Raw genomic sequence first — 21,635 nt, 5'->3', positions numbered from 1 at the left:
GCCAGTTCACGGCCTTGTTATTGACGGTGGACGAGATAGGTGTTACCAGTAAGTAACATTCTGGAAGTTACAGACCGGTAACACCCTAGTCAAGAGGTGGCCGAGGGTTTTTTGGAAACGAAAGGAGATCATGATGACAGACGGCATCGTGGAGCGCTCTCGTCCCCGGGATCGGATCCTGGAGACGGCACGCGACATGTTCCACAAGCATGGCATCAAGGGTGTCGGCGTCGACGCCATCACCGAAGCTGCCGGCACGAACAAGATGACGCTCTATCGTCACTTCGAATCCAAGGACGAACTGATCGTCGAATGCCTGCGCGCCAATGCGGCCAAGGCGGGCGCTATGTGGGATGCGTTCGAGGCCGAATTTCCTGGTGACAAGCTTGCCCAGCTGCATGCCTGGGTTCGCAAGGCGGCTGCCATGCTCAATGCGGACGGGCGCGGCTGCGACATGGCCAACGCCGCCGCTGAGCTGACCGAGCCGGACCATCCGGCCAGGCTGGTGATCAAGGAGCTCAAGGAAGCCCAGCGCGAGCGCCTTGTGACGCTATGTCGGGATGCGGGCATCGGCCAGGCTGAACTGCTCGCCGATACGCTGTCGCTTCTGCTCGAGGGCGCGCGGGTTAGCGTGCAGACCGTGGGGTCGGAAGGTCCGAGCACGCAGTTCGTGCGCATGGCTGAAGGATTGATCGTTTCTTTCCGGGGCGCCGCCGCCGGTTGAGGTGACCTGTCGCCTGTCCATGTGCGCCATTCATCGCGTGATGACTGGGCGCGCTTTGGTGTCGCTGTGCCGCCATCCCTGTCGCCAAACGAAAAAAGCCCGCTGCCGGGAGGAGGTGGCAGCGGGCTCGATTTTCGAATGTGGCGCGGGAGGAGGTGCACCCCATTCAGCGTCGGCATCGCATCTGGGAGGAGTAGATGGCCGACAACCAGAACCTACGAGTTGCCCAACGATTCGGCAACAAAGAAACTTGCATAGCTGCTGTGCAGATTTGCCGTGCCAATGATCGTACAAATCCGGAAACCCGGTTTAGCCAAGCCATTTCGCATTACTGCACCGGGACGTTTTCCCTGAAGATCAAGCGCGGTTCGATGAACTTGCGCGTCAGATAGGGTGCCGAGGAGGCAATCGAGCCGAGCAGGCGAATGACCGACTGTTCCGCGATCAGCCTGGCATTCTGGTCGATGACGACATCGAGCAGGTCGTCGACGAGATGACCGCGCGTGTCCTTGGTCAGATCGTGGCAGATGAACACCGGCTTGCGGTTCGGCCTGGCCTCCCGGATCGCCTTTGCAACGCCCGAATGTCCAGCTCCGACGCAATAGATGCCGAGCAGTTCCGGCTCGTCGTGCAGCGCCTTCATGGTCTCGGTGTAGCTGGCATCGGGCTCGTCGTTGACCTCGACGGCGCTGCAGACGGTCAGATTGGGAAACTCCTCACTGAGCACCGAGCGGAAACCCATTTCGCGTTCCTCGTGGCCGCGATAGGAACGTGAGCCGACGACCATCGCAAGATGGCCGGTGCGGCCGCTAAGGAAGCGTCCCATCAGCAGCGCCACCGTTCGTCCCGCCACCCGGTTGTCGATGCCGACATAGGCCGCGCGCGGTACCGCCGGAACATCGGACACCAGCGTCACCAGGCGCATGCCGGCTTCGACGATGTCGCGCAGGATGTTGCGCGTACGCGGATGATCGACGGCGATGACACCGACGCCATTGGCCCTGAGCGACAGGTTTTCGACAGCGCTCTGCAACGCGTTCGGCGAGATACCGGCGAGGTTATGGATCCGGCACGAGGCGACAAGCGGCAGGCGCGCGGCGTAGTCCTCGATGTGCCCGGCGAGATCGCGCATGAAGGCATTGCTGCCGATCGGCAGCAGGAATTCAAGGTGGGCGGGCCGCGAGGGTAGCGTCACCTGATCGGCGACCGGCAGATAGCCGACTTGCTTGGCCGCCTCCATGACGCGCTGGCGGTTGGCCGCACTCGCACCCGGCCGGTTGTTGAGCACCCGGTCGACCGTTGCGGTCGACAGCCCGCAGCTACGAGCGATATCGGAGACAGTGGCTTTCATGCCGTAACCCACAGCCCGCAGTTGCGTGCGGTATCCGAGACTGTGGCTTTCATGCTGCAATCCTGTTCGCCATGCGGTGGCGCGTCAGACAAGCGATGCGATCTGAGGTGACGGGTGATTGCCGCCCATCACCATTCTCAGTGCGATGGCTTGCCATCGGCGATGGCATCGCGGATTTCCTTGTCCGACATGCCGGTGATGATCCGTTCGACCTCCGCCACGCTGGTCTTCTTGGGGTCTATGTCGTCAGCAACCACCTTGCCGCGGCGCATGACGACGATGCGGTCGACTACCTGGAAGACATGGTGGATGTTGTGGGCGATGAAAATGCAGGAATGGCCGGAATCGCGGGCGCTGCGCACGAAGCTCAGCACACCCTGTGTTTCGGCGACGCCGAGATTGTTGGTCGGCTCGTCGAGAATGATCAGGTCGCTGTCGAAATGCATGGCGCGCGCGATCGCCACCGCCTGGCGCTCGCCGCCGGAGAGCGAGCCGATCGGCGTCGTCGACGGGATGTTCTTCGAGATGCCTACCTGCTTGAGCAAGTCGCGAGCAACCGTGTTCATCGCATCCTGGTCCATCCGGTTGAGGAAGCGCGGCGGCTTGATCGGCTCGCGCCCGAGGAACAGATTGCGGGCGATCGACAGTTGCGTCACCAGCGCCGAGTCCTGGTAGATCGTCTCGATGCCGTGGGCGATGGCGTCGCTGGTGCTGCGCAGGCTCACCTTCTTGCCGCGGATGAAGATATCGCCGCTGGTCAGCGGAACGGCACCCGAGAGCACCTTGATCAGCGTCGACTTGCCGGCGCCATTGTCGCCGAGCAAGCCGACGATCTCCCGTTCATTGACATGGAAATTGGCATCCTCCAGCGCCTGCACGCGGCCATAGGACTTGCGGATGCTCGTCATGCGGATCAGTGGCTCGGCCATGGTTCAAGTCCCCGCCTGGTGCCGGCGTTCCAGCCATGAATGCAGCGCCATCATGCCGAGGATGATAGCGCCGATGAAGATGTTGTAGGCAAGACCGGGCACGCCGATCAGCACGATGCCGTTGCGCATCACGCGCAGGATCAGGATGCCGAGCACCGTGCCGATGATTGTGCCGCGCCCGCCAGTAAGTGCTGTACCGCCGATCACCACCATGGCGATGACTTCCAGTTCGTAGCCGGTGCCGCTGTTGGGGTTGGCGGCGGAAGTGCGCAGCGACGAGATGACGCCGGCAAGCGAAGCCATGACCGACGACAGCACGAACAGGCCGATCTTGACGCCGCTGACATTGACGCCGCGCGCCCTTGCAGCACTCGGGTTGCCGCCGGCCGCCTGGATCCAGTTGCCGGTGCGGCTTTGCGTCAGCACATAGCCGAGCCCGATCGCCGCGGCGATGAACCAGAACAGCGACATGTAGATGCGGAACGGGCCGATGAAGAAATCGCCGACCAGCACTTCCGCCAGCCAGCTGCCTTCCGCGCTCCAGGTGCGCTGGGGAAAACCATCGGTGACGAAAAGAGCGGTGCCGCGCACCACCAGCAGCATGCCGAGCGTCACCAGGAAGGATGGGATCTTGAGCTGCGTCACGAACCAGCCATTGACCAGCCCGATGAAGGCGGCGACCAGCAGCGCGGCGACAAAGCCGACCTCAAGGGAGGTCAGGCCGCTGTTGAACAGGGTCCACATCAAGACCGGCGAGAAGCCGAACAGGGAGCCGACCGAGAGGTCGAACTCGCCCGATGTCATCAACAGCGTCATCGCCAGCGCGATCAGGCCGAGTTCGACCGTGAAGGCCAGCGTGTTGGAGATGTTCTGCGGCGACAGGAAGTCGTGGTTGAAACTCCAGAAAACGGCGATCTCGACGACGAGCAGCACCAGCGGGCCGAATTCCGGCCGTGCGATCAGGCGTTGGACGAGCGAATGATTTTCCACAGGCAATCCGCGACATGAGTGGAAGGCTGAGCGTTGCACATCGCGTGCGAAGGGCTCGGCGAAATGGAGAGCCAGTCGCGACCGTTGGGCGGCCGCGACTGCTAGGATTGGATGTTACTTGCCGGACAGGATGTCGTCGTAGATTTGCGCGGTGTCTTTTTCGTAGAGCGCGCCGGTGATGACGTTGAAGCCCGGAGGAATGCCGCCGGCGGCCATATTGGCCAGCGAAAGCGCGACATAGCTGGTCGCCTGCGGGTCCTGCCACTGGCCGGCATTGACATAGCCGTTCAGCACTTCCTGGGTGGTGTCGAGCGAGTTGCCCCAGCCGACGACCGGGATTTCGCCCGGCTTGATGCCGACCTGGTCGAACACCCGCTTGATCGAGCCGGTGACGAGATCGCCCAGTCCGATGATCGCCTTGACCTTGGCCTTGTTGGCCGTGAGGTAGTCGACCATGCGGTTGATCACTTCAGCCTGATCAAGCGTGGCTTCCGTGATTTCATAGGTGATGCCGAGCGGCTCGAAGACGCTCTTGATGCCTTCTTCTTCCTGCACGCCATAGGTGGCGCCGGGGATTTCGACCGGCATCCAGACGAAGTCGCCTTTCTTCACCAGGCCTTTGTCGACCAGATACTGCGCCCAATGCTTGCCGAAGGTGACATTGTCGCCGCCGACATAGGCGTTGAAGTCGGCTTTCGGATCAGGCGTGTTGAAATTGATGATCGGCACTTTCGCCGCACGCGCTTCCTTGACGATCTCGATCAGGCTGCCCGGATCGGGGCTCGTCGTGACGATACCATCGGCCTTGGCGGAGAGGGCGGCGCGAACCGCTTCCTGCTGCGAGGCGACATCGCCATTGTGGAACGAGGTGTTGACGGTGTTGCCGGTGTCCTTGGCCCATTGCTTGGCGCCGGCCAGGAAATAGGTCCAGACCGGATCGGCCGGACCGCCGTGCGAAATCCAGTAGAACGTCTTGGCCTGTGCCGCTGCTGGTACCACCATCAGCGCCACCAACAGGCCGTATAGAACGAGTCTTAGCCGTGTCAGCATTTGATTTCCTCCCGTTTGTAGATCGTCAGTTCAAAATCCGTCCCTTGTTCCGCGTCTTTTTGCCAGCGCCGGTTGAATGCGTCAGAGCATCCCCTTTTTCGACGGATGGCAAGCCTCCATCTGCCAAGCCTCCATCTGCAGGTGTAGTGGGCGTCTGACGGGGCGTCATCAGCGGTCCCATCAGATTGCGTCAGTTGAGGTGATTTTCCGACTGTCTGATAATTGGCGTGATTGCTTCGGGTCGCGCGAACGCGGCCTGCGCCGACAAGGGTCACGCCGGCGACCATCCTACGCCCACGGGGCCAGGTCCGCAGCGCTTGGCAGGGCGTCGACGACACCAGTTGCTAGATCAGATCGGCTCTGGCCAGCTCCCGCATCAGATGCCTGGCGCCATAGGTCCAGTGCGGGCAGTCCGGCGACAGCTGCACGCGGTTGACCAGCGCGCCGAATTTTTCCGACGAGATGGTGACGATGTCGCCGACCTTGTGGGTAAATCCCTTGCCCTTCTCGCCGCGATCCTTGGACGGAACGAACATGGTGCCGAGATAGAGCGCCAGCCCGTCCGGATACTGGTGGTGCGGCCCCATGGCCGCGGCGACCAGTTCCTCCGGCGAGCGGCTGATCTCCGCCATCGAGCTTGCGCCCTCCAGCGAGAACCCGTCCTCGCCCTCGACTTTCAGGCGCACGACGGCGCGCTTGACGTCATCGATGGAGAATTTGTCGTCGAATAGGCGGATGAAGGGGCCGAGTGAGGCCGAGGCATTGTTGTCCTTGGCCTTGCCGAGCAGCAGCGCCGAACGCCCTTCGACGTCGCGCAGATTGACGTCGTTGCCGATGGTCGCGCCGACGATCCGGCCGCTGGAGGCGGCGATCATGGCGATCTCGGGTTCCGGATTATTCCAGGTCGACACCGGGTGCAGCCCGACATCGGCGCCGAAGCCCACCGAGGCCATCGGCTGGCACTTGGTGAAGATCTCGGCATCGGGGCCGATGCCCACTTCCAGATATTGCGACCAGGCGCCGCGCGAAATCAGCTTGGCCTTGATCTCCATCGCTTCGGGCGAACCGGGCTTCAGCTTCGACAGATCGTGGCCGATCAGTCCTGCGATGTCGGCGCGGATGGCATCGGCTTTTTCAGCCGAACCGCGCGCCTGTTCCTCGATCACCCGTTCCAGCAGGCTGACGACGAAGGTGACGCCCGATGCCTTGACCGCCTGCAGGTCGACCGGTGAGAGCAGGTAGGGTTTTGCTGGATCGCGCCCGGTCTCAAAACTGTTGGCGGCGATGTCATCGAGCGATCCGATCGGTCTGCCCTCGGCCGAGCGGACATGCGCAGCCGGGTCAGCCATCTCGCAAAGGTCGCGCATGGTTGGTGCCGCACGCAAGGTGATGTCGAAGACCGTGCCATCGCGCACCGCGACGACCAGCGGGTATGCGGCATCGCTGCTTCTGGCGCGTCCGACAAAAAGGCCCTCGGTGGGCAGGTGGGTCGGGTTCGTCATAGCGCTCTGTCCTCTGCGTGATCGACAATGTGGCGAAGTGATGGTCAATGTGGGCTGGCCGGATCGGCGCGGCACTTTCACCGGATTCCCGTCAAAGGTCTATCCCGTCGCAGACGATCGGAAACTCTGGGTCTCCGATCGTCTCGGCGGCAGTCCACAGACGAAAGCCAAGGCGCTCTTTCAAAATTGTGAAATTCTGACTAGGATTTTCACCAATCGCAGCGCATTCAGGTGACCTTTGGCGACAGCATTCTCCGATCCGATCTGGCGCAAGCCACAGACAGCTTCCACGTTTCAATCGCTTCCCAATGGCGAACGTGTCGATCTCGCCATCGTTGGCGGTGGCATCATGGGCTTGTCGACCGCCTTGCATGCCGCCCGGCTTGGCCTGTCGGTGCAGGTGCTGGACGCTGGCGAGATCGGCCAGGGCGCATCAGGCTTGAATGGCGGTCAGGTCATTCCCGGCCTGAAATACGATCCGGAATGGCTGCTGGAGCATTTTGGCCCGGAGCACGGCGAGGCGCTTGTCAATTTCGCGGCGTCGACCGCCGATGCGGTGTTCGAGCTGATCCGCGACGAGAAACTGGCGGTGCCGTTCGTTCGCAATGGCTGGATCCAGGCTGCGCACACCGAGGCCGCACTGAAGGCGGCGGTAAACCGTGATCGGCAATGGCGGGCGCGTGGTGCCGACGTCCGGTTGCTCGATGCGGCGGAGATCGCGGCCAAGACCGGTGCACAGGGTTATCTCGGCGGCTGGCTCGACCGCCGCGCCGGTGTGATCGATCCGCTCGCCTACACGTGGGAACTTGCTCGGGTCGCGACCGCGGCTGGAGTGAGGATAGCCGGACATCAGAAGGTGGTGCGGCTAGACAAAAGCGACGGCGTTTGGCGTGTTTCAACTGAAAACGGGGTGCAATTGCAGGCAAAGGCGGTCGTGCTGGCGACGAACGCCTACACGGACGGTCTGATCCCCGGTCTCGCCCAGACGATCGTGCCGCTGCATTCTTTCCAGATCGCTACAGCGCCGTTGCCGCCCAACCTGGCGGCCACGATCCTGCCGGAAGGACAGGCGGTGTCGGACTCCAGGCGCATCCTCGTCTACTACCGCAAGAGCGCCGACGGCCGGCTGGTGCTTGGCGGCCGGGGTCGCATGGCGCTGCCGACGAGCGCCGGCGACTGGGCGCATCTCGAGCGGGCGCTGCGGCGGCTCTATCCCGTGCTGTCCGGTGTCGCCATCGAGAAGCGCTGGTTCGGCCGCGTGGCGATGACGCCGGACCATCTGCCGCACATCCATGAGCCGGAGCAGGGCCTGCTGGCCGTGGCCGGCTGCCAGGGTCGTGGTGTCGGCCTGATGACCGCGCTTGGCGAGCGCATCGCCGGCTATCTCCAGAGTGGCGATGTCAGGCAATTGCCCTTCCCGGTCTCGCCGATCCGACCGATCCCGTTTCACGCCTTCCGCCAGGTTGGCGTCGCCGCGACCATCGCCTGGTACCGGCTGCTCGATGCGTTGGAGCGCTGACCAAAGCAATTCCTGTCAATGGGGTTCCGTTTGGGATTCCGCTTGACAGTTTCATGAATATGAAAAACTCTAAGATAATTTCAAATTTCCGATAGGCAGGTCGATGTCGGCCCTAGTTGCAACATCAGCGCCAGAGGCCCGGTCTTCTCAGGGCTTCCGGGTCGCCATGCTGCTGCCGGGCGCGCTGGTCACCTTCCTGCTGATCCTGTTTGCCCTCGGCCTCGTGCTTTTTCTCGCCTTCCGCGGCAATGACGGTTCGCTGCTCGGCGCCGGCTTCACCGTGGCGAATTTTGTCACCGTGGTGTCCGATCCGCTGTACTGGACGGTGACGCTGCGCTCGCTGATCATTGCCGCTCTGGTCACGCTGGCGACGGTCGTCACCGCTTATCCCGTCGCCTACTACCTCGCCTTCCACGCCGGCCGGCGGCGCGGCCTGCTGCTGTTTCTGGTGACGCTGCCATTCTGGACCAGCTATCTCCTGCGCGTCTTCGCCTGGAAGATCGTGCTCGCCTATAATGGCGTTTTGAACTCGGCGCTGATCGAAAGCGGTATCTGGTCCGAACCGACATTGGCCTTTCTCAACACGCCGGCGGCCGTCGTCGTCACGTTAGCGCACGCCTATGCGCCTTTCGCCATCCTGCCGATCTACGTGGCGCTGGACACCATCCCGAAATCGCTGATCGAGGCCGCTTCCGATCTCGGCGCGCGGCCCTTCACTTCCTTCCGCCGGGTCGTGCTGCCCAATTCGATGCCGGGCGTGCTGGCGGCAGCCCTTGTCGTCTTCGTGCCGACGGTCGGTGACTATGTCACGCCGGCGCTCGTCGGCGGCCCGGCCAGCACCATGATCGGCACGCTGATCCAGGCGCAGTTCGGCAAGGCCAATGACTGGCCGTTTGGCGCCGCACTCTCCGTCGCCGTCATGCTGGTCATCCTTGCCGTGGTGCTGGTCGCGCGTTTCGCCGACCGCAGATTTGGCAGCCGCACATGAGCGCTGCACGCACGCAGGGAGGCGGCCGCTGGCTCGGCGTCTACGTCATCGCCTATCTGGTCTTTCTCTATCTGCCGGTGCTGCTGATCCCGCTGTTTTCCTTCAACAACTCGATCCAGGCAGCGTTTCCGCTGCAAGGCTTCACCTTACAATGGTACGCGACACTGTTCGGCAATTCGGCGCTGACCGGTGCACTCTTGAACAGCCTCGTCATCGGCGCCATTGCCGCCACGGGCGCGACGCTGTGCGGCATCACCGTATCCTACATGGACCTCTACGGCCGCTCGCCGCTGGCCGCCACCATCAGCGCCATCGCAAGGCTGCCGATCCTGATCCCGGGCGTCATCGTCGGCATATCGCTGCTGATCCTCATCAACCTCATTGGTCTGGGGCCATCGCGCATTGCCATCGTTCTCGGCCACATATTGGTCGCGCTGCCGACGACCGTGGTGATCATGCGCAGCCGCTTCGCCGCCATCCCGAAAACCATTCGCGAGGCGGCGCTCGATCTCGGCGCCTCCGACTGGACGACGTTCCGGCGGGTCATGCTGCCGCTCAGCCTGCCGGCCATCATTTCGGCCTTCATGCTGGCCTTCCTGATCTCCTTCGACGAATTCATCGTTGTCTTCTTCCTCGCCGGCACCGAGCCGACGCTGCCACTCTACATCTGGAGCCAGCTGCGTTTTCCAAAGTCGCTGCCGACGGTGATGGCGCTGGGCACGTCGATCCTGGCTGTGTCCTTCGTCATCGCTGCAGCAGCTGAAATCCTACGCCATCGCGGCCTGTCCGCCACGGCGCCAAAGCCCGCGGATCCATCACAACCAAAACAAACCAAGAGAGGAGAACTGCAATGGCATTCGACCTGAAATCGATCTCTGCAAAGACTGTTTGCGCTGGATTGACGGCGTTCGCGCTGGCGCTGTCGTCGACCGTCGCTTTCGCCGGCGACAAGCTGCAATATTTCACCTGGTCGGGCTATGAACTGCCCGATTTCAACAAGAGCTTCCTCGCCGCGCATCCCGATGGCGTCGAGGCCTCCATCTTCGGTGACGACGATGACGCCTTCACCAAGGTCAAGGCCGGCTTCCGCCCCGACATCGCGCATCCCTGTTATGACAAGGTGGCGCGCTGGAACAAGGAAGGCCTGCTGCAGCCGATCGACACCAAGCGCATCAAGAACTGGGATTCGATCTTCCCGGTGTTCAAGAACCTGCCCGACCTGCAGGCCGGCGACGGCAAGGTCTGGATGGTGCCATGGGACTGGGGCAACACCTCGATCCTCTACCGCACCGATCTGGTGAAGAACCCGGAAGCGAGCTGGAACCTTTTGTGGGACAAGCAGTATGCCGGCCGCATGGCGACGATCGACGCGGTGCATGACACGCCTGTGGTGGCCGCGCTGCTCGCCGGCGTCAATCCGTTCGACATGACGCCGGAGCAAATGGACAAGGTGGCCGAGAAGCTGCGCGAGCAGCGCCCGCTGCTCTCCAACTACACCACCGACATGACCTCCGTCGAACAGGCGTTGGCCAGCGGCCAATTGGTCGCCGCCATGACCTGGAACGCGTCGGCCACGTCGCTGAAGAAGCAGGGCGTGCCGGTCGAGTTCATGAAGCCGAAGGAGGGCATGCTGACCTGGGCCTGCGGCTTCGTCATGCTCAAGGACGCCAAGAATGTCGATCTTGCCTATGACTTCATCAACAGCCGGCTGGATGCCGACTCCGGCAAATACCTGATCCAGGCCTATGGTTACGGCAGCTCGCTGAGCTCCGCCTTCGCCACCGTGCCGAAGGCGGAATTGGAGAAATTGCAGCTGCCATCCGATCCCGAGGTGTTGCTGAAGACCACCATCTTCACCGGGCCGATGAAACAGAATGACGACCTCGCCAAGATGTTCGAAAAGGTCAAGGCAGGCGGGTGAGTTGAGGCCTGCCTTCTCCCCTTGTGGGAGAAGGTGGATCGGCGCGCAGCGCCGAGACGGATGAGGGGTGCGTGGCGGATCGCCGTCGTCGCCAAGCTGGAGCACCCCTCATCCGTCGCCTGCGGCGACACCTTCTCCCACAAGGGGAGAAGGGGGAGCTTATCGACGCTTCGCCGCGCTCCGATGGATAGACTGCAAACGAGGACGAATTGATGGACATGCTGGACGAACCGGCTGAGAAGCCGAAGGACGATGCCGATGTGCGGGTCGGCCGGCGCGTGCGGGCGCTGCGGCTGGAGCGCAATCTGTCGCTGGCCGATCTTGCTGCAAAAGCCGGGGTGTCGATCGGTGCGTTGAGCCAGATCGAGCGCGGCATGTCCTCGCTGCGCGTCAAGGTGATCTGGCCGCTCGCCGCTGCTCTCGACATAGAGCCGTCTGCGCTGATCGCAGACGGCAACGATGCCGTCAGCGATCTCTATTGTGTGCGTGCGGACAAGCGGCGGCAGATCCCGGTGAAATCGGAAGGCATTGCCAAGGCGCTGCTGTCGCCGCCGGGCGCGACGCTGACCGGCATGTTGGTGACGGTGGAAGCCAGTGGCGGCACGGCCGAAGCCTATGCCCATGCCGGCCATGAATTCGGCTTCGTGCTGGCCGGCGAGGTCGAACTGGTGGTGGATTCGACAAATTACGTGCTGAAGGCCGGCGACAGCTTTGCGTTCAAGAGCACGCTTTTGCATGCCTTCCGCAATCCCGGCGCCGAGCGTTGCCAGATCCTCTGGGTCAACACCACGAAGCCGTCCGAGGTTCGCGATGGCGCCTGATCCACTCGTGCGACTGCAGGCGGTCTCGAAGATTTTCCCTGGCGGCATCGTCGGGCTCGACGCCGTCGATCTCGACATTATCAGCGGCGAGTTTGTCACGCTGCTCGGGCCGTCGGGTTGCGGCAAGACCACCAGCCTGCGCGTCATCGCCGGTTTCGAAAGCCCGTCGAGCGGCAAGGTGTTGCTCGATGGTCGCGATATCACGGCCCTTCGGCCCTTCGACCGGCCGGTCAACACCGTGTTCCAGGATTATGCGCTGTTCCCGCACATGAATGTCGCCGAAAATGTCGGCTTCGGTCTGTCACTGCGCAAACTGTCTGGAGCCGAACAGGCAAAGCGCACCGGCGAAGCCCTCGACATGGTCGGTCTCGCCGACAAGCTTGGCGCCCGCGTCTCCGAACTGTCGGGCGGCCAGCGCCAGCGTGTCGCGCTGGCGCGTGCCATCGTCTGCGAACCACGCGTGCTCCTGCTCGACGAGCCGCTGTCGGCGCTCGATGCGCATCTGCGCGAGCAGATGCAGGTTGAACTGAAGCGGCTGCAGTCGCGGCTCGGCACCACCTTCGTCATGGTCACCCACGACCAGACCGAAGCGCTGTCGATCTCCGACCGCATCGTCGTCATGAACAAGGGCCGCATCGAGCAGATCGCGCCGCCGGCCACCCTTTACGACCGGCCCGCCACGAAGTTTGTGGCGAGCTTCATCGGCACCATGAATCTCCTGCAATCACGGTTTGTCGGCCGCGATGGCGGTCGCTTGCGTTTCACCGCTGGCACCTTGCCGCTGGAGGCCATCGCTGAAACGGGCCAGTCACCCGGGCAAGGCGAGATGCGCACCATTGGCGTGCGCCCGGAGGATCTGCTGGCGGCCACCGAAGCTGCGCCCGGCACCGCACCGGCGCGCGTCAACAGCATCGTCTTTCACGGCCGCACGCTGCGCCTGCATGCCGAACTCGGGCAGGGCGCCCCTGTTGTCATCGATGCACCGCGCCAGGCCGAGGGTTCCCAATTCAGCGTCGGAGACGTGGCGCATATCAGCCTGCGCCGTGGTGCCAACTGCCCGGTGCTACCAGGTTAGTTTCAGCTACGTTAAAAACCGAAGCATCCGTTCGCGCCGCTCCGTGGCTACAAGCACTACGCCGATTGGGCGACCAACTTCGAGGTCAAGGGCATCATCGGCTACGGGCCGTCGTCGCCCTGACTATGTGGACCTGTCAGCCGGCTGTGAACAAAAGACCATGGAACTAAGTAGGATTGACTCGCCGGGGAATATATTCCTAGTTTGGCCGATGCCGGAATTGAGCAGCCGACCGCGCCGAAATGTGCAGACCCTGTGCCTTGCGCACGAAGTCGGGCAACTCATTCGTGTTCGATGCCGGCACTGCAACATCACTCGGCACTATCTGCCCGGCGATCTCGCAAAGCTTGTGGGGGATATTCCCTTTTGGGACGTCGAACGGCATATGCGGTGCGAGCGCTGCAAGCTTCGCGAGCTTGATGCCAGCATTATTTTGCCGAGCGCCGCTGAACGCTTGAAAATTCGGGTCAGGCGCCTTGTCGAAATCCGCATGGTTCGCCGGGTGATCTGGCGAGACGACGATTAAGAAAGCGGCTGATTAGTCGATCCTGCGGCCTAGAACAGAGACCCTTGAGTTGGCACCTGCTGCGGAAACTTGATCTGCGTGGCGGGCTTCTCAACAATCACCAATGCATCGTCCGGCGCTGTCTGCTGCAAATGCCTCGCTTCTGCCCACGGCGCTATAAGCCAGGCCTGGGCATCTTCCGGCGTGGTCAGGATCACGGGCATAGCCTTCTCATGGATCGGCGCGATGACGGCGTTAGGCTTGGTTGTCATGAAGGCAAATAGCTCGAAGTCGCCAGGACCATCCTTGACCTTTCTAACGCCTTGCCAACGGGTCCAGAAACCAGCGAAGAAGAACAGCGGCCGGCTCTCGTCACGCGCAAACCAATAATTGCGCTGGATGCCTGTGTCTGGGTCTTTGTCGTTCGGGGTAGGGCTGGGTTCGGCAAAGCTGGTCACCGGCACGACGCATCTGTGCTCGACGCCGACATATTGCTGCCAGTGCGAATATTGCGGATTGCGCACGTTGGTAGTGCCGTAGTCCGCCTTGCCTTTTATGCGTTCAGGTGGCGTTGGCAAACCCCAAAGCAGTTTCGCCAGCTCACGCTCCCCATCCGCCGTGTTGCGAACGACTAGGCCAGGCTGATTGGGATAGACGTCAAGCGAAGGCTCAAGGTTGCCGCTGACGTCGCGCATTGTGTGTGTCCATTGGCGGACCGCCTCTTGCGTCGTGGTAATATTGTAGAGGTTGCACATTCACCTAGAATTGCGGAATTGGCTTGTGTCCGCAACCGGATGTGCGGGAGCGCGATCTGCACGACATTATCATCCTGACATGGCTTGTCAGCTACGACGCGGCCCGACGATGGCAGGGCAGTAAGCTGTTCCCTACTTGCAGTGCGTCTGAACAGGAGGAACACAAATGACCATCGCGGAAATTGCCAAGGATTTCACCGAGCTGCTCAAGCAGGGCGATAACGAAGCTGCTGCCGAGAAGTACAATGCCGATGATATCGTCAGTCTCGAAGCCATGGCGGGGCCAATGGCCATCTCCCATGGCAAGGAGGCTCTCAGGCAGAAGGGCCAGTGGTGGCAGGAGAACAACGAAGTGCATGGCGGCTCGGTCGAGGGCCCCTATGTCAACGGAGACCAGTTCGCGGTGCGCTTCAAGTTCGACATCACGCCCAAGGCCACCGGCGAGCGCGTCACCATGGATGAAGTTGGCCTCTACACAGTCAAGAACGGCAAGATCACCGAAGAGCGCTTCTATTATTGAGGCGGATATGCCACCGGGAGACTGCTCTCTTCGCTGCCGGGTTGAAAACAAGCATGACGGCCAAGACAACGTCCTGGCCGTCATGTGGGAAGATCAGATCGTCTTCACATACTGCGCAAGCTGATCGGCCACCGTGCCCCAGCCGTCGAAGAAACCCATCTCTTCATGGTTGTTGCGGGTCGCCTCGTCGCGATGGATGGCGGTGGCGGTGTAGCGCGTGCCCTTGCCGTCCGGCTGCAAGGAAATGACAGCGGTGATGAAGGGTTCTCCTGACGGCCGGTAACCCGGCAACAATGCATCCGTCCACACCAGCCGCTCGTTCGGCACGATTTCGAGATAGCAGCAATGGCGGTCGTTGACCTCGGTTCCGTCGGGCGACTGCATGCGCGTGCGGAACAGCCCGCCCGGCCTGAGGTCGATCTCGCAGTCGGTGATCATCCAAGGCTTCGGCGTGAACCATTGCTTGACGTGCTCCGGCGTCGTCAAGGCGCGCCACAGCAATTCGCGCGGCGCATCGATGACGCGCTCCAGCACGAGGTCCAGCCTGGGATCCGGCTTGAGGGGATAGATCATTTTTCTGTCTCCTTGAGGGTCATCACATAGGCGTCGAACTGGTCGAGGCGGCGCTCCCAAAGCGTGCGCTGTTCGGCCAGCCAGTTTTCGGCGAGTTTCAGCGGCTCAGGTGCCAGCTGATAGGTCCTGACCCGGCCGGTCTTTTGCGAGTGCACCAGCCCGCAGCCTTCCAAAATCTTGAGATGTTCGATGAAGGACGGCAGCGCCATCTTGAAAGGCTGCGCGAGTTCGCTGACCGAGGCGGGACTGCGGTTCAGCCGCTCGACAACGCGGCGTCGCGTCGGGTCGGCAAGAGCGCGAAAGATGCCGTCGATCGGTGGAGGGCTCGGAGTTGGGGTCTGGAGGCTTGTCATTGATTGGTCCTGAGGCGCTGTCAAAACACTTAGGAAAATTCCTTAGTGTTGGCAAGGGCAAAACCGAAGGCCTGCCGGGGCAGCGCTGGCAAAGCGCGCAGAGCGTCCTTAATCTGCGGTCAGATTCGAAATCCGAAGGGCCACTGTTTTGACGATCACCATGTACGGCATCACCACCTGCGACACGGTCAGGAAGGCACGGGTTTGGCTGGATGGCCATGACGTGGCCTACCGGTTTCACGATTTCAGGGCAGAGGGACTGGACGCGAAGCGGCTCGATGGCTGGGTTGGCAAGGTCGGCTGGGAAAAGTTGCTCAACAGGGGTAGCACCACGTTTCGCGAGCTGCCGGACAACGACAAGCAGAGCCTCGACGAAAAGAAGGCCAAGGCGCTGATGCTGGCCAAGCCGACCGTGATCAAGCGACCGGTGCTGGAGGTTGGGGATCGGATTCTGGTGGGGTTCAAGGCTGATGTTTATGAGGCGGTGGTGAAGTAGGGCAGCGCATACACCTCACTTCGTCATCCTATGGCGAAGCAAGGAGCGGAGCGACGCAGCGCAGACCATAGGATCCATGCCGTGATCTATCCGTGTTGCAACGGTGCAGATTCTGCTCCGCTGCGCCTTTCGACTGAGGTCGCGGCATGGATCCTCGGGTCAAGCCCGAAGATGACGAAGGTCTGGCTAACGATGGCTAATTGTGAGCGCTTGCGCTGAGATACCCCGCCAGCGCCACCGCATTGTTATGCGCTTCATCATGCGCGCCATAGAGCAGCGTCACCTTGCCGTGGCTGATCAAGCCTCGCAATTCACTCACCGCCTCGCCGTTCCCGTCCAGCTCAGCACGATACCGCTCCTGAAACTCCGGCCAGCGCGCCGGCGCATGGCCGAACCACTTTCGCAGGTCGTCGCTCGGTGCGATGTCCTTCAACCACAGCGTCAGCGCAGCGTCTTCCTTGCTGACACCGCGCGGCCAGATGCGGTCGACCAGAACCCGCTGCCCGTCATCGGGCGCGGGTGGCTCGTAGATACGCTTGACCGCCAGGTCGAAGGCCATCGCACCCTCCGTACGGTCAAGCCCATTCACCCTTGCGCATGACGGGCACGCGGGCGCCGTCCTTGTGGATACCATCGATGTCGATCTTGTCCGAACCGATCATCCAGTCGATGTGGATGAAGCTCTTGTTGCCGCCGCGCGCCGCGATCTCGTCCTGGCTGAGCGAGGCGCCGTCGACGAAGCACTTCGAATAGCACTGGCCGAGCGCGATATGGCAGGCGGCGTTCTCGTCGAACAGCGTGTTGAAGAACAACAGCCCGCTTGCCGAGATCGGCGAGGAATGCGGCACCAGCGCCACTTCGCCGAGGCGGCGCGCGCCCTCATCTGTATCGAGCACCTTCTTCAGCACATCCTCGCCCTTCGATGCCTTGGCCTCGACGATCCTGCCTTCTTCGAAACGCACCGAAATGTCGTCGATCAGCGTGCCCTGGTAGGACAGCGGCTTGGTCGAGGAGACATGACCCTCGACCCGCCTTGCATGCGGCGTGGTGAAGACCTCCTCGGTCGGGATGTTGGGATTGCAGGTGATGCCGTTCTTGGCGGTCGAGGCGCCGCCCATCCATTCATGGCCGTCCGCCAGCCCAACGGTCAGGTCGGTGCCCGGTCCGGTGAAATGCAGCGCGTGGAAATTATGGCCATTGAGCCATTCGGTGCGGCTGCGAAGCGCCGCGTTGTGCGCCTTCCAATTGCCGATCGGGTCCTCAACATCGACCCGCGAAGCGGCGAAGATGGCATCGGCGAGCTTCACCACCGCAACATCGTCGGCATCGCCGGGGAAGACCTGTTTGGCCCAGGCGAGGTCCGGATAGGCGACGATGTTCCAGTTGATGTCGAAGCCGGTGATCTTTTCCAGCGCCGGCTGGTAGGCCATCGAATTCGCCTTGTTGGCGCGCGCCACTTTCGCCGGATCCTGTGCGGAGAGCAGCGACGGATCCTCGCCGCGCACGGCAAGCCTGGCCGCATTGTTGGAAAAGGCCTTCGCCATGCCTTCATAGAGCCAGCCGGCGGCGCGGTCGAAGCTCGCATCGGCACCGAAGCGGTAGCGGGCCAGCGTCATCTCATCATCGTTGAAGATCGGCGTCACCAGCCCGGCGCCGGCCTTGTAGGCATGCTCGACGATCCGCCTGGTCAGCGGCAGTGCCGCGATGGACGACGTCAGCACCAGATCCTGCCCCGGCTGCAATTGCAGTCCGACCTTGATGGCGACTTCCGCCAGCCTGTCGAGCTTCACCGGGTCGATCGATGCGGAAACGCCGCGCGAATGTGTGGTCATGATCCTGCCTGTCGTAGTTTGATGTCCGACCCTACATAGCTCGGTGCCTCCGTCCTTTCCACCGCGATCGCGCCGGCGGGTTCTGGGTTTACGGACCCGAACCGCGCCATGGTTGCCTCGATCTCTTCCCTGATCCAGAGCTTGAAATCACGGACCTTACGGCTTTCCGCCTTGGTGCTGGAGGTCACCAGCCAATAGCCGAGCCCGCTCTGGGCGCGGATTCCGAAAGGCGCCACCAGCCGCCCGTCGGCCAGCGCGTCGGCGGCGAGCAATTGCCAGCCCAGCATCACGCCATGACCGGCAATCGCCGATTCCAGGCACAGCATCGGGTCGGTGAAACGCGCACCCTTGAGGAAGGCAACAGGCGGAACGCCTGCTGTCTCGAACCAGCTTTCCCAGTTGATCATTGCCCGCTCCGAGGCGGGTCGCGAAAACGGCGCCGAATTCGGTCAGCACCAGACCGCTCGCCGTTCGCTCGAACAGCGCCTGGCCGAGCTGTTTTTCGGTACGGCTGATCTGCTGGCTGACGGCGCTGACGGAAACGTTGAGTTCACCGGCCGCCGCCGCCAGTGATCCGAGACGGGCAACGGTTTCGACGGCGCGGAGGCCGTTGAGATGGACGCGGTTGAGCATGGCCATTGAGTTTTTCTAAACTGATCCGGCTGAAATCTCAATTGAAAGGCATATCGAAACGGCAGATTTTGTCGGGAGAGACAGACCTGTGGAGCCGGAAATGTTAGGGATTTTGTCGTCGTCGCTGAAGGTCTTTTTCACTGCGAGCAGGCCGTATGAGCCGCGCCCGGACGGCGAGGCGCAGAGATGGCTGATCGATCCGCTTTCGCATCCGGTGCTGAACACCATGTCGGAGCGCGAACTGGGCGATGTGCCGTTCAGGCTGACGGCACGGCGGACAGTGCACGAAACGGCTCCGCTACGCGCCGGCGGTCGCTGCTGAGCAGGCGCGAAGCGTTCGGCTTGGGGAAAGTCGAGGCGAGCACCGCGTCCCGCGCACGCACTGGCCCAACAGATGGCGATTGTTTCAGCGATCCCTGCACTTATTGTGCAGTGCAATGACATCAGCCACCTCGACAGCGCTGCGTTTCGCCTTCGCTGGCATGATTGCCATGGCGATTGCCATGGGCATCGGCCGTTTCGTCTACACGCCGATCCTGCCCGGCATGATGCAGGAACTGCATCTGTCGCCTGCCGATGCCGGCTGGATCGCCTCTGCCAATTATCTCGGCTACCTCGTCGGCGCGTTGGCGGCGGCGGGCGGCTGGGCGCATGGGCGCGAGCGCCTGCTGATGCTGGCGGGGCTTGGCGCCAGTGCGGTCCTTGCCGCGCTGATGGGGCTGACCGAAGCGATGGCGGCCTTTCTCGCCACCCGCTTTCTGGCCGGTCTGGCCAGCGCCTTCGTCATGGTGTTCATGGCCAGCATCGTGTTCAGCCATATCGCGGCTGCCGGTCGCAACGACCTGCAGGCCTGGCATTTCGGCGGCGTCGGGCTCGGCATAGCGGCATCGGCGGCGATGATGGCGGTGCTGGTCGCCGAGCATTCGGGCTGGGCGGCAGGCTGGCTATGGTCGGCGGCGATTTCGGCCTGCGGTTTCGTCCTCGTGGCCCTGTTGGTCAATGAGGGTCCGCTCGGCAGCGGCGAAGTCGCCCGCGAGCCGGCACTGCGGATGGACCGGTCGTTGGTCAAGGTCATCATCGCCTACGGCCTGTTCGGCTTTGGCTATGTGGTGACGGCGACATTCCTGGTCGCCATCGTCCGGCAAGGCGGCGGCAGCCGCGTCTTCGAGGCCATGGTGTGGATCGTCGCCGGTCTTGCTGGCTTTCCCTCGGTCTGGCTCTGGCAGAAGATCGCGGCCCGGACCGGCCTCTATGCCGCCTATGCGCTGGCGTGCTTCATCGAAGTTGCCGGCGTCACCGCCAGCGTCGCCATCGGCGGCGCCACCGGGCCGCTGCTTGCCGGCGTGCTGCTCGGCGGCACCTTCATTGCCATCACCGCCTTTGGCCTGCAGGCCGCCCGGCAGCAGGCGCCAAGCGCGCCGCGCCGGATCTTTGCCCTGATGACGGCTGCGTTCGGCCTTGGCCAGATCATCGGGCCGGTCGCGGCCGGATTTCTGGCGCAAATGTCCGGCGATTTCTTCCTCGCCTCGATCACCGCGGCGGTCGCGCTGGTCGTCTCCGGGGCCATCACATGGTCGGCTGCGCCAAAATCGCCATGATTGTGGGCTTGCTGTGCCGGGCATCGGGCACAGGCATTTTCTTTCCCACTAATGTGTGACTTTATGCCCGCTGCCGTCAGCTGATTTGCGCCTAGATCGAGGAATTCGCCACAGTGTTCGTATCCTTTTTCCCGCAGCCGAAGCTCTTCTTCTCTTCGGCCGCCGTCTGGAGCCTTGCGGCGATCCTGTTCTGGTTTTTCGGTGGTGAACAATTGGGCGCGGTTTTGGGATTGCCGCCGGCTGCGGCCGGCGCGCCGCCCATCATCGGCATCGCGATCCTCATGTCGCCGCCGTTTCTATGGTTTTATCTCTATTTCGTGTTCTGCGTGGCCGTCTTCTACGCATTCTGGAGCTGGTATTCGCCGCATCCGTGGCAGCGCTGGTCGATCCTGATGACCGCGGTCATCCTGTTCTTCATCTATTTCAATGTGCAGGTCAGTGTCGCCGTCAACGCCTGGTACGGACCATTCTTCGACTATGTGCAGGGACTGATGTCGGGGACTGGAAAGTCGACCAACAGCGAATTTTATATCGGATTGGCGGATTTTTCGTGGCTCGCGCTGGTCGGCATGAATGTGCAGGTGGTCAATGCCTTCATCGTCAGCCACTGGATTTTCCGCTGGCGCACGGCGATGAACAATTATTTCGTCGAGAATTGGAGCAGGCTACGCCATATCGAGGGTGCCTCGCAGCGTATCCAGGAAGACACGATGCGGTTCTCGCAGATCATGGAAGACCTCGGCTCCAGCTTCGTCCAGTCGATCATGACATTGATCGCATTCCTGCCGGTCATGATCCAGTTGCAGGCCCATATCACTGAGTTGCCGATTATCGGCGCGATCCCGCAGCCATTGGTTGTCGCGGCCCTTGCCTGGTGTCTGTTCGGGACGATCTCGGTCATGGTTGCCGGTCTGAAACTTCCAGGGCTGCAGTTCCGCAACCAGCGTGTCGAAGCCGCCTACCGCAAGGAACTCGTCTACGGCGAGGATCATGCGGACCGCGCCCAGCCGGCCACCACCGCCGAGCTGTTCGAGAATGTTCGTCACAATTATTTCAGGCTGTATTTCCACTACATCTATTTCAACGTCGTCCGTTACACCTACCTGCAGGCCGACAACATTTTCTCGCTGCTGATCCTTGGTCCCTCACTGGTGGCGCACAAGATAACGTTCGGCGCGCTGAACCAGATTTCGAACGCATTCGGCAAGGTGACGGGGTCGCTGCAGTTTCTGCTCACCTCCTGGTCGACCATCGTCGAGCTGCAATCGGTCCACAAGCGCCTGCGTGCCTTCGAAGCGACGCTGCAAGGCGAGCCGTTGCCTGAAATCGACCAGCGCTATCTGGCAAGACAGAGCGCCGAGGACCCAGCCTAAGGTTTTGGAAATCGAACCGGGGGGGGGGGGGGGGGCCCCCCCCCCCCCCCCCGGGGGGGGGGGGGGGGGGGGGGGGGGGGGGGGGGGGGGGGGGGGGGGGGGGGGGGGGGGGGGGGGGGGGGGGGGG

The 21,635-nt window shown here is 62.4% G+C and carries 23 protein-coding genes and 1 pseudogene; 13 read left to right on the top strand and 11 right to left on the bottom strand.

Translation table 11 applies throughout. From position 1 onward, the window contains the following. Positions 1-133: 133 nt before the first annotated feature. Positions 134-724 (top strand): TetR/AcrR family transcriptional regulator, encoded by a 591-nt coding sequence (locus tag AC0L2U_RS23780; protein WP_127320309.1) that lies wholly within the window; start codon positions 134-136, stop codon positions 722-724. Positions 725-1,052: 328 nt separating this feature from the next. Here AC0L2U_RS23780 and AC0L2U_RS23775 read toward each other — a convergent pair whose 3' ends face one another. The 5 genes from AC0L2U_RS23775 to AC0L2U_RS23755 all read right to left on the bottom strand — a co-directional run bounded on the left by AC0L2U_RS23775 (position 1,053) and on the right by AC0L2U_RS23755 (position 6,546). Continuing rightward, positions 1,053-2,075: a LacI family DNA-binding transcriptional regulator gene (locus tag AC0L2U_RS23775; protein WP_473602741.1), complete on the bottom strand. Its 1,023-nt coding sequence runs from the start codon at positions 2,073-2,075 to the stop codon at positions 1,053-1,055. Positions 2,076-2,212: 137 nt separating this feature from the next. Then, the gene (locus AC0L2U_RS23770; RefSeq protein WP_127396913.1) at positions 2,213-3,004 is read right to left on the bottom strand and encodes an ATP-binding cassette domain-containing protein; all 792 of its coding nucleotides are present in this window, start codon (positions 3,002-3,004) and stop codon (positions 2,213-2,215) included. Positions 3,005-3,007: 3 nt separating this feature from the next. Beyond that, the gene (locus tag AC0L2U_RS23765) at positions 3,008-3,994 is read right to left on the bottom strand and encodes an ABC transporter permease (RefSeq protein WP_127396914.1); all 987 of its coding nucleotides are present in this window, start codon (positions 3,992-3,994) and stop codon (positions 3,008-3,010) included. A gap of 114 nt (positions 3,995-4,108) precedes the next feature. After that, positions 4,109-5,044 carry a substrate-binding domain-containing protein gene (locus AC0L2U_RS23760; protein ID WP_013532868.1) on the bottom strand — a complete coding sequence of 312 codons (936 nt, stop codon included), beginning with the start codon at positions 5,042-5,044 and terminating at the stop codon, positions 4,109-4,111. A gap of 344 nt (positions 5,045-5,388) precedes the next feature. Next, positions 5,389-6,546 carry a fumarylacetoacetate hydrolase family protein gene (locus AC0L2U_RS23755; protein WP_473602739.1) on the bottom strand — a complete coding sequence of 386 codons (1,158 nt, stop codon included), beginning with the start codon at positions 6,544-6,546 and terminating at the stop codon, positions 5,389-5,391. Positions 6,547-6,784: 238 nt separating this feature from the next. Here AC0L2U_RS23755 and AC0L2U_RS23750 point away from each other — a divergent pair, with 238 nt between their 5' ends. From AC0L2U_RS23750 to AC0L2U_RS23720, 7 genes are all read left to right on the top strand, one after another. Continuing rightward, positions 6,785-8,065 (top strand): NAD(P)/FAD-dependent oxidoreductase, encoded by a 1,281-nt coding sequence (locus AC0L2U_RS23750; protein ID WP_127396841.1) that lies wholly within the window; start codon positions 6,785-6,787, stop codon positions 8,063-8,065. 103 nt (positions 8,066-8,168) lie between these two features. Further along, on the top strand, positions 8,169-9,053 hold the full coding sequence (locus tag AC0L2U_RS23745; RefSeq protein ID WP_127396840.1) for an ABC transporter permease: 885 nt from the start codon (positions 8,169-8,171) through the stop codon (positions 9,051-9,053). Continuing rightward, positions 9,050-9,919 carry an ABC transporter permease gene (locus AC0L2U_RS23740; RefSeq protein ID WP_473602738.1) on the top strand — a complete coding sequence of 290 codons (870 nt, stop codon included), beginning with the start codon at positions 9,050-9,052 and terminating at the stop codon, positions 9,917-9,919. Before AC0L2U_RS23745 ends, AC0L2U_RS23740 begins: the two co-directional genes overlap by 4 nt. Continuing rightward, positions 9,904-10,974, top strand: a complete 1,071-nt coding sequence (locus tag AC0L2U_RS23735) for an ABC transporter substrate-binding protein (protein WP_127396838.1) — start codon at positions 9,904-9,906, stop codon at positions 10,972-10,974. Before AC0L2U_RS23740 ends, AC0L2U_RS23735 begins: the two co-directional genes overlap by 16 nt. 212 nt (positions 10,975-11,186) lie before the next feature. After that, entirely contained in the window at positions 11,187-11,795 is a 609-nt protein-coding gene (locus AC0L2U_RS23730) for a cupin domain-containing protein (protein ID WP_127328457.1), read from the top strand. Continuing rightward, the gene (locus AC0L2U_RS23725) at positions 11,785-12,870 is read left to right on the top strand and encodes an ABC transporter ATP-binding protein (RefSeq protein WP_127811038.1); all 1,086 of its coding nucleotides are present in this window, start codon (positions 11,785-11,787) and stop codon (positions 12,868-12,870) included. The genes AC0L2U_RS23730 and AC0L2U_RS23725 overlap by 11 nt, the downstream gene beginning before the upstream one ends. A 211-nt stretch (positions 12,871-13,081) precedes the next feature. Next, complete coding sequence (locus AC0L2U_RS23720) at positions 13,082-13,396, top strand: hypothetical protein (protein WP_027036017.1); 315 nt, start codon at positions 13,082-13,084, stop codon at positions 13,394-13,396. 29 nt (positions 13,397-13,425) lie between these two features. On the opposite strand, the gene AC0L2U_RS23715 is transcribed toward AC0L2U_RS23720, so the two are convergent. Further along, the gene (locus AC0L2U_RS23715; protein WP_127320782.1) at positions 13,426-14,130 is read right to left on the bottom strand and encodes an SOS response-associated peptidase; all 705 of its coding nucleotides are present in this window, start codon (positions 14,128-14,130) and stop codon (positions 13,426-13,428) included. A 166-nt stretch (positions 14,131-14,296) separates the two neighbouring features. Here AC0L2U_RS23715 and AC0L2U_RS23710 point away from each other — a divergent pair, with 166 nt between their 5' ends. Next, positions 14,297-14,650: a nuclear transport factor 2 family protein gene (locus AC0L2U_RS23710; protein ID WP_127261632.1), complete on the top strand. Its 354-nt coding sequence runs from the start codon at positions 14,297-14,299 to the stop codon at positions 14,648-14,650. 93 nt (positions 14,651-14,743) lie between these two features. Here AC0L2U_RS23710 and AC0L2U_RS23705 read toward each other — a convergent pair whose 3' ends face one another. Both AC0L2U_RS23705 and AC0L2U_RS23700 read right to left on the bottom strand, forming a co-directional pair. Then, positions 14,744-15,223 (bottom strand): SRPBCC family protein, encoded by a 480-nt coding sequence (locus AC0L2U_RS23705; protein WP_127397643.1) that lies wholly within the window; start codon positions 15,221-15,223, stop codon positions 14,744-14,746. Next, on the bottom strand, positions 15,220-15,576 hold the full coding sequence (locus tag AC0L2U_RS23700; protein WP_127397642.1) for an ArsR/SmtB family transcription factor: 357 nt from the start codon (positions 15,574-15,576) through the stop codon (positions 15,220-15,222). The genes AC0L2U_RS23705 and AC0L2U_RS23700 overlap by 4 nt, the downstream gene beginning before the upstream one ends. 160 nt (positions 15,577-15,736) lie before the next feature. Between AC0L2U_RS23700 and AC0L2U_RS23695 the strand changes: the two genes are divergently transcribed. Continuing rightward, positions 15,737-16,072: an ArsC family reductase gene (locus AC0L2U_RS23695; protein ID WP_245481766.1), complete on the top strand. Its 336-nt coding sequence runs from the start codon at positions 15,737-15,739 to the stop codon at positions 16,070-16,072. Between the two features lie 196 nt (positions 16,073-16,268). On the opposite strand, the gene AC0L2U_RS23690 is transcribed toward AC0L2U_RS23695, so the two are convergent. The 3 genes and pseudogenes from AC0L2U_RS23690 to AC0L2U_RS23680 all read right to left on the bottom strand — a co-directional run bounded on the left by AC0L2U_RS23690 (position 16,269) and on the right by AC0L2U_RS23680 (position 18,543). Beyond that, the gene (locus AC0L2U_RS23690) at positions 16,269-16,631 is read right to left on the bottom strand and encodes a DUF488 domain-containing protein (RefSeq protein WP_127270292.1); all 363 of its coding nucleotides are present in this window, start codon (positions 16,629-16,631) and stop codon (positions 16,269-16,271) included. A gap of 16 nt (positions 16,632-16,647) precedes the next feature. Then, positions 16,648-17,904 carry an aminopeptidase gene (locus AC0L2U_RS23685; RefSeq protein WP_473602736.1) on the bottom strand — a complete coding sequence of 419 codons (1,257 nt, stop codon included), beginning with the start codon at positions 17,902-17,904 and terminating at the stop codon, positions 16,648-16,650. Next, positions 17,901-18,543: pseudogene (locus tag AC0L2U_RS23680) on the bottom strand (LysR family transcriptional regulator). The gene AC0L2U_RS23685 and the pseudogene AC0L2U_RS23680 overlap by 4 nt, the downstream one beginning before the upstream one ends. Before the next feature lie 94 nt (positions 18,544-18,637). On the opposite strand from AC0L2U_RS23680, the gene AC0L2U_RS23675 reads away from it, so the two are divergent. From AC0L2U_RS23675 to sbmA, 3 genes are all read left to right on the top strand, one after another. After that, positions 18,638-18,859 carry a hypothetical protein gene (locus tag AC0L2U_RS23675; RefSeq protein ID WP_127271618.1) on the top strand — a complete coding sequence of 74 codons (222 nt, stop codon included), beginning with the start codon at positions 18,638-18,640 and terminating at the stop codon, positions 18,857-18,859. A 115-nt stretch (positions 18,860-18,974) separates the two neighbouring features. Further along, positions 18,975-20,135, top strand: coding sequence for a YbfB/YjiJ family MFS transporter (locus AC0L2U_RS23670; RefSeq protein WP_473602735.1), 1,161 nt, complete (start codon positions 18,975-18,977; stop codon positions 20,133-20,135). A gap of 113 nt (positions 20,136-20,248) precedes the next feature. Further along, positions 20,249-21,508 (top strand): peptide antibiotic transporter SbmA, encoded by a 1,260-nt coding sequence (gene sbmA / locus AC0L2U_RS23665; RefSeq protein ID WP_127328446.1) that lies wholly within the window; start codon positions 20,249-20,251, stop codon positions 21,506-21,508. Positions 21,509-21,635: the final 127 nt, after the last annotated feature.

It is taken from the genome of Mesorhizobium sp. WSM4808, from assembly GCF_055811675.1.
This window is presented reverse-complemented; position numbering and strand designations above follow the sequence as displayed.

Bases quoted from the DNA above. Each gene is read 5' to 3' on its own strand.
- AC0L2U_RS23780 (WP_127320309.1), top strand. From the start codon at position 134: ATGACAGACGGCATCGTGGAGCGCTCTCGTCCCCGGGATCGGATCCTG.
- AC0L2U_RS23775 (WP_473602741.1), bottom strand. From the start codon at position 2,075: ATGAAAGCCACTGTCTCCGATATCGCTCGTAGCTGCGGGCTGTCGACC.
- AC0L2U_RS23770 (WP_127396913.1), bottom strand. From the start codon at position 3,004: ATGGCCGAGCCACTGATCCGCATGACGAGCATCCGCAAGTCCTATGGC.
- AC0L2U_RS23760 (WP_013532868.1), bottom strand. From the start codon at position 5,044: ATGCTGACACGGCTAAGACTCGTTCTATACGGCCTGTTGGTGGCGCTG.
- AC0L2U_RS23755 (WP_473602739.1), bottom strand. From the start codon at position 6,546: ATGACGAACCCGACCCACCTGCCCACCGAGGGCCTTTTTGTCGGACGC.
- AC0L2U_RS23745 (WP_127396840.1), top strand. From the start codon at position 8,169: ATGTCGGCCCTAGTTGCAACATCAGCGCCAGAGGCCCGGTCTTCTCAG.
- AC0L2U_RS23740 (WP_473602738.1), top strand. From the start codon at position 9,050: ATGAGCGCTGCACGCACGCAGGGAGGCGGCCGCTGGCTCGGCGTCTAC.
- AC0L2U_RS23735 (WP_127396838.1), top strand. From the start codon at position 9,904: ATGGCATTCGACCTGAAATCGATCTCTGCAAAGACTGTTTGCGCTGGA.
- AC0L2U_RS23730 (WP_127328457.1), top strand. From the start codon at position 11,187: ATGGACATGCTGGACGAACCGGCTGAGAAGCCGAAGGACGATGCCGAT.
- AC0L2U_RS23725 (WP_127811038.1), top strand. From the start codon at position 11,785: ATGGCGCCTGATCCACTCGTGCGACTGCAGGCGGTCTCGAAGATTTTC.
- AC0L2U_RS23720 (WP_027036017.1), top strand. From the start codon at position 13,082: ATGCCGGAATTGAGCAGCCGACCGCGCCGAAATGTGCAGACCCTGTGC.
- AC0L2U_RS23715 (WP_127320782.1), bottom strand. From the start codon at position 14,130: ATGTGCAACCTCTACAATATTACCACGACGCAAGAGGCGGTCCGCCAA.
- AC0L2U_RS23710 (WP_127261632.1), top strand. From the start codon at position 14,297: ATGACCATCGCGGAAATTGCCAAGGATTTCACCGAGCTGCTCAAGCAG.
- AC0L2U_RS23705 (WP_127397643.1), bottom strand. From the start codon at position 15,223: ATGATCTATCCCCTCAAGCCGGATCCCAGGCTGGACCTCGTGCTGGAG.
- AC0L2U_RS23700 (WP_127397642.1), bottom strand. From the start codon at position 15,576: ATGACAAGCCTCCAGACCCCAACTCCGAGCCCTCCACCGATCGACGGC.
- AC0L2U_RS23695 (WP_245481766.1), top strand. From the start codon at position 15,737: ATGTACGGCATCACCACCTGCGACACGGTCAGGAAGGCACGGGTTTGG.
- AC0L2U_RS23690 (WP_127270292.1), bottom strand. From the start codon at position 16,631: ATGGCCTTCGACCTGGCGGTCAAGCGTATCTACGAGCCACCCGCGCCC.
- AC0L2U_RS23685 (WP_473602736.1), bottom strand. From the start codon at position 17,904: ATGACCACACATTCGCGCGGCGTTTCCGCATCGATCGACCCGGTGAAG.
- AC0L2U_RS23675 (WP_127271618.1), top strand. From the start codon at position 18,638: ATGTTAGGGATTTTGTCGTCGTCGCTGAAGGTCTTTTTCACTGCGAGC.
- AC0L2U_RS23670 (WP_473602735.1), top strand. From the start codon at position 18,975: ATGACATCAGCCACCTCGACAGCGCTGCGTTTCGCCTTCGCTGGCATG.